Origin of the sequence: Saccharopolyspora elongata, assembly GCF_004348985.1 — a bacterium.
GTDB classification, from domain to species: Bacteria; Actinomycetota; Actinomycetes; order Mycobacteriales; family Pseudonocardiaceae; genus Saccharopolyspora; species Saccharopolyspora elongata.
This window is the reverse complement of record NZ_SMKW01000162.1, coordinates 1-8,470: the sequence shown is the minus strand read 5'-3', so window position 1 is coordinate 8,470 and position 8,470 is coordinate 1. Positions and strand designations below refer to the sequence as shown.

Here is an 8,470-nt window from a genome sequence, read left to right as displayed (position 1 = left end):
ACTCGTGCGGAAACAGGCACAAGACCAGCGTGAAGTAGAACATCAGCCGGGCGGGCAGTGCGCGGGTCCGCTGTTCCCTACGCCAGTACTGATCAATAACTCGATCGACCAATTCCACAGGGAACGTTCGGGTCAGCACGCCGACGGCGGCCCGATCGGCCACGCTGACACCCGCGCCCGCACCTGCCTCAAGATCCACAAGTACGCAGGCTACCGGCCACGCGACAACCTAAACGACCGGCATTGCGGCTAGCCGACGCGTTCGAGGATGCCGCGGATGAAGGCGGCCTGTCCGGCGTGCTGCAGGTCGTCGGCGATCACGCTCACCAGCCGCACGCCGAGGGTGATCGGGGGAGCCCATCCGGCGTCCACGACCTCCGCGAGGTCGTCGTCGGTCAGCCCCGCGACGAACTCGACCGTCCGCGCGTGAACCGCGTCGTGGTACCCGGTCAGCAGCTCGCCGGAGTCGACGCGGACGTCGGCGACTTCGTCGGGATCGTGGCCATAGCCGATGTCCTCGTGCGCGAGCGGCAGTCCGAAGCGCCCCAGCCAGTCCTGCGCGGTCCAGGCCTGCTCCGCCGCGGCCACGTCCGAGACGTGGTCGTCCTGCACTCGGGTCAGGTGCCACACCAGCCAGGCGATCGAGTTGGCCTCCGGATCGACCCGGTACGCCAGCTGGTCGGGATCCAGGCCCGACACGGTCTCGTGCACCACTTCGCGGATCCGGTCGAACGCATCGACGAGCACTTCGGCGCTGGACATCCGCCCACGGTACGACCGCCGCCGGGATCCGGCAGCAGATCCACAGTGGACGCTAGCCGGCCAGCGCGCCGACCCCGGCGACCGCGCGGCTCTCCCGCGCCTGCTCGTCGGTGACCGGCCGGTCCGGCCGCCACGCCGAGGTGAACACCACGCCCGGCGGCACCAGCTCGTAGCCCGCGAACAGGCCCGTGACCTGGTCCGGGTTGCGCAGGTGCAGCGGGTGGGTGCTGGACTGGTAGAGCTCGATGGCCTGCGCGACTTCGCCCGGCCAGTACTCCGGCGTCAGGCTGTGCGACAGCGCCAGGTGGCTGCCGGGCGCGCAGGCCCGCCGGTAGCTGGCGATGATCCCGGCCGGGTCGTCGGAGTCCGGGATGAACGGGAAAACGGAGATCATCAGCACCGCCACCGGCCGGGAGAAGTCCAGCAGCCGGCGGGTGTCGGGGTGGCCCAGCACCAGGTCCGGGTGCCGCAGGTCCGCGCGGATGATGGTGGCGCGCTCGTTGCCCGCCAGCATGCGCTGCGACTGCGCCACCGCCACCGGCTCGTGGTCGACGTAGACGACCCGCGCGTCGGGGTTCAGGCCCTGGGCGATCTCGTGCACGTTGCCGACGGTCGGGATGCCGGAGCCGAGGTCGAGGAACTGGTCGATGCCCGCCTCGGTGGCGAGGTAGCGCACCGCGCGCTGGAGGAAGGCCCGGTTCTCCTGTGCGAACGTGCGCGTCTCGGGCAGCATCGCCAGCACTCGTTCGGCCGCCTCGCGGTCTGCCGCGAAGTTGTGCGCACCGCCCAGGTAGCAGTCGTACATGCGGGCCGGGTTGGCCCGCTCGCGATCCACCCCGGCCAGGTTCGCGAACAACTCCGCCCGGGCCGGATCCTGTCCCGGATGTCCCTGCATCCCCGTGCCTCTCCGGTTCGACGGCCGATCAGCCGTAGGCTGCTCCTGCGCGATCGGCTTGGCAAGATCAGGCGCGGGTGTACTTGAGCACATCCAGCATGCTGTGCTCGTCCGCGGCGTCGGGTTCGCCGAGGCAGGCGGCCAGGTCGCGGCGCACCCGGTCCTGGTCCAGACCGGAGCCGATCACCACGAGCTGTGTGCACCGCGATTCGCCCCGGGCCCACCGCGACCGCTGGAACCGCAGGAAGTCGCCGACGGTGTGCAGCGTGAACTTCTGCCCCTGCCCCGGAGCGCCGAAGTGCACCTGGCCCTTCATCCGGTAGACGCCGTCCGGGCGGTCGTCGAGGAACCGCATCAGCTCCCGCGGGTGAACCGGGTCGTCGGCGGTGAACTCCACGCTCTGGTAAGCGGTGTGCAGGTGCTCGTGGCAGTCGTCGGACGAATCGGCCAGCAGCTCGTCGAAGGACAGCTGGCGCGCGACGTCCTGCCGTTCGCGGACCGCCTCGCGGTCGAACAGCAGAGCCGGGTCGACCCTGCCGTGCGCGGTCGGCAGCACCGGCTTGCCGCCGGCGAGCCCGCCCACCAGCTCCGCCAGCCGCCGCTGGTCGGATTCGGCGACGCGGTCGATCTTGTTCAGCAGCACCAGATCCGCGAAGCGCAGGTGCTGGTCGATCTCGGGGTGGCGGCGCCGGGTCGCGTCGAACTCCGCGGCGTCGACCACCTCGACCAGCCCGCCGTAGCCGAGGCGGGGGTTGGTGCTGTTCAGCAGCAGCCGGACCATGCCGCGCGGGTCGGCCAGGCCGCTGGACTCGATCACGATGACGTCGATGTCGCTGCCGGGCCGCGCGAGCCGGGCCAGCAGGTCGTCGAGCCCGCTGGCGTCGACGGCGCAGCACAGGCAGCCGTTGCCCAGCGACACCGTGGAGTCGACCTGACCGGCGACGCTCAGCGCATCGATGTTGATCTTCCCGAAGTCGTTGACCACGACGCCGATCCGGGCGCCCTGCGGGTTGCGCAGCAGGTGGTTGAGCAGGCTGGTCTTCCCGGCCCCGAGGAACCCCGCGACGATGATGACCGGGATCGGTTGCCGAACCAAGGAATCCGCCTTCCACACGACTGCTGACCGCCCGGCAGCATAGCGATGCGCTGACTTCTTTGAAGCGGCGCAGCCGCTTAGCCCACCCTCGCAGCTTGCACCGCCACCCGCACCGCCATGCAAGATGAGACTGGAACGTGGTTTATCTCCGCTTCGGGACCGGGATGCGTTGGAGGTCTTCGGCTACCACGACCTGGCCGTCGAAAACGGCCGCCGCCTCGTCGTGGAAGCGTTGCGGGTCCGAGTAGCGCTGTGAGAAGTGGGTGAGGACCAGGGTCCGCACGCCGCACTCGGCCGCGACCCGGGCCGCCTGGGCGGCGGTGAGGTGGCGGTACTCGTCGGCCAGCCGCGCGTCCTCGTCCAGGAAGGTCGACTCGATCATCAGCAGGTCGGCGCCCTCGGCGATGGCGAACACGCCGTCGCAGAGCCGGGTGTCCATCACGAACCCGAACCGCTGTCCCGGCCGAGGCTCGCTGACCTGCTCCAACGTCACCTGACCGGTCCCGGTGCGCAGCACCTGCTCGCGCTGGAGCTGCCCGACGGCGGCACCGCGCACCCCGTGCCGGGCCAGCAGCTCCGGCACCATGCGGCGGCCGTCCGGCTCCACCAGCCGGTACCCGAACGTCTCGATCCGGTGGTCCAGCCGCACCGCCTCCAGCGCGCCGAACGGGCCGGTGGCGATCACGCCCTCCCGCTCGATTGGCCGCTCCTGCAGGTCGACCACCTCGTCGAACGCCGAGGCGTAGCGCAGGTTGCGGAAGAAGCCGGCCCCGCTCGCCGGGTAGTGCGCGTGCACCGGCCGCCGGACCCGGTCCAGCGACAGCCGCTGGACCACGCCCGGCACCCCGAGGCAGTGATCCCCGTGGAAGTGCGTCAGGCAGATCCGGTCGATGTCGTGCGCGCTGACCCGCGCGTGGATCATCTGCCGCTGCGTCCCCTCGCCGGGATCGAACAGCAGTCCGGTGCCGTCCCAGCGCAGCAGGTAGCCGTTGTGGTTGCGGGACCGCGTCGGCGCCTGGCTCGCCGTGCCCAGCACGATCAGTTCCCGATTGGACACCCGCGGCACCCTACGGCACCCGCGCCGCGGCGATCACCGCTCGGGCGCCTGCGGGCGGCCGGACGGGACCTCGACCTCGGCCTCCTCGGCGGGCCGCTCCCGCTCCGCCTCGGCTTGGCGGGCGGCGTCGAGGGCCTCGGTCTCCACTCGCGGATCGGGCACCAGCAGGCTGCCGGGCACCGACCGGCCGGCGGCGCCGAGCTGGTTCATCTTCTTCGGTACCGGGGCGCCCTGGTAGGGCAGCGGCACCGGGTGCCCGTGCTCGTCGACCGGACCCAGCGGCTGGTGCACTTCGATGAACTCGCCGTGCGGCAGGCGCTTGATGATGCCGGTCTCCACGCCGTGTTCCAGCACGTCCCGGTCGGTGCGCTGCAGGCCCAGGCAGATCCGGTAGGTGACGTAGTAGGCGATCGGCGGCGCGAGCAGCACGCCGATCCGCCCGGCCCAGGTCGTCATGTTCAGCGACAGCCCGAACACGAAGGCGATGACGTCGTTGACCCCGGACAGCAGCACCACCACGAAGAACGTGATGGCCATCACGCCCAGCCCGGTGCGCACCGGCGCGTCGCGCGGCCGTTGCAGCAGGTTGTGGTGGGCGGTGTCGCCGCTGAGCTTGCGCTCCAGGAACGGATAGATGATCGCCACGGTGAACACCAGGCCGAGCCCGATGACGAGCGGGAAGAACACCGCCGGAATGGTGTAGGGCCCGAGGTAGACCTCCCACGGCGGCCACAGCCGTCCCATCCCGTCGGTCCAGATCATGTACCAGTCCGGCTGGGAGGCCGCAGAGATCATCGACGCCACGTACGGGCCGAAGTTCCAGATCGCGTTGATCTGGAAGATGCCGCTCATGATCGCCAGCACGCCGGTGATGATCAGGAACAGCCCGGTGCTCTTCACCGCGAACACCGGCATGATCCGCACGCCCTCCACATTGGACTCGGTGCGCTTCGGGCCGGGGTACTGGGTGTGCTTCTGGTACCAGACGATCGCCAGGTGCACCGCGACCAGGCCGATGATGAGGCCCGGTAGCAGGAAGACGTGGAGAATGTAGAACCGCGGGATGATCTCGGTGCCGGGGAATTCCCCGCCGAAGAGGATCCACTGCAGCCAGGTGCCGATGACCGGGACCGAGAGCACGATGCCGGAGGCGATCCGCATTCCCGTTCCGGAGAGCAGGTCGTCGGGCAGCGAGTAGCCGATGAAGCCCTCGAACATGCCCAGGAAGAACAGCAGGATGCCGATGGTCCAGTTCACCTCGCGCGGCCGGCGGAACGCGCCGGTGAAGAAGATCCGGAACATGTGCACCACGATCGCGGCCATGAACACCAGCGCGGCCCAGTGGTGCAGCTGGCGCGCGAACAGCCCGCCGCGGACCTCGAAGGAGATGTCCAGCGTGCTCTCGAACGCGCGGGACATCGCCACCCCGCGGAGGTTCTGGTAGACGCCGTTGTAGGTCACCTCGGTCATCGACGGGTCGAAGAACCACGCGAGGTAGGTGCCGGTGAGCACCAGGATGACGAAGCTGTACAGCGCGAGCTCGCCGAGCAGGAACGACCAGTTCGACGGGAAGACCTTGCTGATCTGGCGCCGCATCCCCGGCGCCAGGCGGAACCGCAGGTCCGCCTCGTTCGCCTGGTGGCGGATCTTCCGGAACAGCTTGCTCTCGGGCTTGGTGGGCTGCGTCAACCTGCTCATGTCGGCTCCCGGCACCGCGCTGCGAGCCACCGACGGGCGTCGATTCCGCGAACTCCCGCCGGTCGGCTGGGCGAAACGACACTGCGCGGATACGAGCGTACTGCGCCCGCCCGCCACCGGCAGCCGGGCGCACCGGCACTTGTCAGGCGCGGTCCGAGCCGATAGCGTCTGGACATCCTACGTCCTACGTCTTCATGATGGGCAACAGAGGAGTGGTATGGCCGAGCTGGCCGGCGGAGTGATCCCGCCGCTGTGCACACCGCTGACCCCGGACCGCGAAGTCGACGTGCCGTCGCTGGAGAAGCTCACCGGCCACCTGCTCGAAGCCGGGGTCCACGGGCTGTTCGTCACGGGCTCGACCGGCGAGGCCGGCTACCTGCCGGACGCGGCGCGGTACCGCGTGCTGGAAGTCGTCGCCGGGGTGGCGGCCGACTCCGTACCGGTGCTCGCGGGCGTCATCGACACCGCCACTCCGCGGGTCGTCGAACACGCGCGGGCCGCGCTGCGGCACGGCGCCTCCGCGCTGGTGGCCACGGCGCCGTTCTACGTCCCGACCCATCCGGTCGAGATCCTGACGCACTTCCGCCAGATCCGCGCCGCCGTGGACCTGCCGCTGCTCGCCTACGACATCCCCGTCTCGGTGCACACCAAGCTCGACCCGGAAACGGTCGTCGAGCTCGCGGCGGACGGCACGCTCCGCGGCCTGAAGGACTCCAGCGGCGACCTCGACGGCCTGCGCACCGTGCTGGAAACCCTGCCGGACCGGGACTTCCTGGTCTTCAGCGGCTCCGAGACGATGGCCGACACCAGCCTGCAGCTCGGCGCGCACGGCCTGGTGCCCGGCCTCGGCAACGCCGACCCGCGCGGCTACGTCCGGCTCTACGACGCCGCGGCCGCAGGGCAGTGGCAGCAGGCCGCGACCGAGCAGGCGCGGCTGCGACGGCTCTTCCGGGTGATCGGCGTCGGCGCCCGCCCGATGAGCCGGTACTCGTCGGCGATCGGCGCGTTCAAGGAGGCGCTGGTGCAGCTGGGCGTGATCGAGCACGGCACGACCAGCGTGCCGATGGTGGCGCTCGACGGCGCCGAACGCGTCGAAGTCCGCCGACACCTGGTCGAGGCCGGCCTGCTCCAGGCCTGACCGAACCCGCCGAAGGGAGCGTCAAGTCGTGACCGAGAACCTGCGCCGCCTGCCGGAGAGGCTGGGCCGCATCGCCTACGGCGGGGACTACAACCCGGAGCAGTGGCCCGAAGAGGTGTGGGCCGAGGACATGAGGCTGATGAAGCAGGCAGGGGTGTCGCTGGTCAGCGTCGGGATCTTCGGCTGGGCGCTGGTGGAACCCCGGCCCGGCGAGTTCGACTTCGGCTGGTTCGACCGCGTGCTGGACAACCTCGCCGATGCCGGGATCTCCGCCGCGGTGGCCACCATGACCGCTTCACCGCCGCCGTGGCTGGCGAAGCTGCACCCGGAAACCCTGCCGCGGCGCGCCGACGGCACGGTCCTGTGGCCCGGGGCGCGGCAGGCGTACTGCCCGTCCAGCCCCGTCTACCGTGAGCACGCCACACGGCTGGTAACCCGGATCGCCGAGCGCTACGCGGACCACCCCGCGCTTGCGCTGTGGCACATCGGCAACGAGTACGGGTGCCACGTCCGCGCCTGCTACTGCGACAGCTCCGCGGCGGCGTTCCGGGAATGGCTGCGCGAGCGCTACGGCGGCATCGCCGAGCTCAACGACGCGTGGTCGACGAAGTTCTGGTCGCAGCGCTACGACGGCTTCGACGAAGTGCTGCCGCCGCGCACCGCGCCCACCTTCGCCAACCCCACCCAGCAGCTCGACTTCGCCCGGTTCTCCTCGGACACGATGCTCGACCTGCTGCGCATGGAGAAGGCCGTGCTGCGGGCGGCGACGCCCGACGTGCCGGTGACCACCAACCACGTGCCGCTGGCGAAAACCCTCGACCTGCACCGCTGGGCGTCCGAAGTGGACGTCGTCAGCTACGACTCCTACCCCGACCCGCACGACCCGCAGGCGCACGTGCTCGCCGCGCTGTCCTACGACGTCATCCGGTCGCTGCGCGGCGGCCAGCCGTGGCTGCTGATGGAACAGGCGCCGAGCGCGGTGAACTGGCGCGAGCGCAACGGCGCCAAGCAGCCGGGCCAGATGCGCCTGTGGAGCTGGCAGGCCGTGGCCCAGGGCGCCGACGCTGTGATGTTCTTCCAGTGGCGGCAGTCCAAGGGCGGAGCCGAGAAGTTCCACTCCGCGATGGTGCCGCACACCGGGCCGGACACCCGGACCTTCCGCGAAGTGGCCGGACTCGGCGCGGAACTCGCGGAAACCGGCCCGCTCGTCGACACCCGTCCCGACAACGACGTGGCGCTGGTGCTGGACTGGGAGAGCTGGTGGGCACTGGAGCTGAACTCGCACCCGGCCACGCTGGACCAGCTCGACGCGCTCCTGGCGCACTACTCGCCGCTGTTCGACGCGAACATCGGCTGCGACGTCGTGCACCCGGACTCGGACCTGTCCGGCTACCGGCTGGTCGTGGTGCCGAACCTGTACCTCACCAGGGCCGAGACCGCGGCGAACCTGACCGAGCACGTCCGGCGGGGCGGGCACCTGCTGGTGTCGTTCTTCTCCGGCATCGTCGACGAATCCGACCAGGTCCACCTGGGCGGGTACCTGGGGCCGTTGCGGGAGGTCCTCGGCGCACACGTGGCCGAGTTCTGGCCGTTGGCGGACGGGGAGTCCGTCGGGGTCTCCGTACTGGAGTCGGCCGAGCGCGGGCTTCTGTGGTCCGAGGACATCGTGGTGGACGGGGCCGAGGTGGTCGGGCGGTTCACCGAGGGTGGGTTGGCCGGTGGGGCCGCTTTGACCCGGAACGCCTTCGGGGACGGCGTGGCCTGGTACCTCGGGACCCGGTTGGGGGCCGGGGGGATGCGGGCCGTGCTTGATCGGGTTGTGGG

General features: G+C 70.5%; 8 protein-coding genes. 2 read left to right on the top strand and 6 right to left on the bottom strand.

The genetic code is table 11. From position 1 onward, the window contains the following. The 6 genes from E1288_RS45400 to qcrB all read right to left on the bottom strand — a co-directional run. On the bottom strand, positions 1–199 hold a 199-nt coding region (locus E1288_RS45400; protein ID WP_207954298.1), incomplete at its 3' end, for a transposase domain-containing protein. Between the two features lie 50 nt (positions 200–249). Next, the gene (locus E1288_RS45395; RefSeq protein WP_132495433.1) at positions 250–762 is read right to left on the bottom strand and encodes a mycothiol transferase; all 513 of its coding nucleotides are present in this window, start codon (positions 760–762) and stop codon (positions 250–252) included. 52 nt (positions 763–814) lie between these two features. After that, on the bottom strand, positions 815–1,657 hold the full coding sequence (locus tag E1288_RS45390; protein ID WP_132495431.1) for an SAM-dependent methyltransferase: 843 nt from the start codon (positions 1,655–1,657) through the stop codon (positions 815–817). 67 nt (positions 1,658–1,724) lie between these two features. Next, complete coding sequence (locus E1288_RS45385; RefSeq protein ID WP_132495429.1) at positions 1,725–2,753, bottom strand: CobW family GTP-binding protein; 1,029 nt, start codon at positions 2,751–2,753, stop codon at positions 1,725–1,727. A 142-nt stretch (positions 2,754–2,895) separates the two neighbouring features. Next, a complete protein-coding gene (locus E1288_RS45380; protein WP_132495427.1) occupies positions 2,896–3,810 on the bottom strand; it encodes a ribonuclease Z in 915 nt (304 codons plus the stop codon). Between the two features lie 33 nt (positions 3,811–3,843). Then, positions 3,844–5,508 carry a cytochrome bc1 complex cytochrome b subunit gene (gene qcrB, locus E1288_RS45375; protein WP_132495425.1) on the bottom strand — a complete coding sequence of 555 codons (1,665 nt, stop codon included), beginning with the start codon at positions 5,506–5,508 and terminating at the stop codon, positions 3,844–3,846. Between the two features lie 217 nt (positions 5,509–5,725). Between qcrB and E1288_RS45370 the strand changes: the two genes are divergently transcribed. Next, positions 5,726–6,646 carry a dihydrodipicolinate synthase family protein gene (locus tag E1288_RS45370; protein ID WP_132495423.1) on the top strand — a complete coding sequence of 307 codons (921 nt, stop codon included), beginning with the start codon at positions 5,726–5,728 and terminating at the stop codon, positions 6,644–6,646. A 28-nt stretch (positions 6,647–6,674) separates the two neighbouring features. Then, a partial coding sequence (locus E1288_RS45365) for a beta-galactosidase (protein WP_235884275.1) occupies positions 6,675–8,470 on the top strand: 1,796 nt, incomplete at its 3' end.

Bases quoted from the DNA above. Each gene is read 5' to 3' on its own strand.
- E1288_RS45395 (WP_132495433.1), bottom strand. From the start codon at position 762: ATGTCCAGCGCCGAAGTGCTCGTCGATGCGTTCGACCGGATCCGCGAA.
- E1288_RS45390 (WP_132495431.1), bottom strand. From the start codon at position 1,657: ATGCAGGGACATCCGGGACAGGATCCGGCCCGGGCGGAGTTGTTCGCG.
- qcrB (WP_132495425.1), bottom strand. From the start codon at position 5,508: ATGAGCAGGTTGACGCAGCCCACCAAGCCCGAGAGCAAGCTGTTCCGG.
- E1288_RS45370 (WP_132495423.1), top strand. From the start codon at position 5,726: ATGGCCGAGCTGGCCGGCGGAGTGATCCCGCCGCTGTGCACACCGCTG.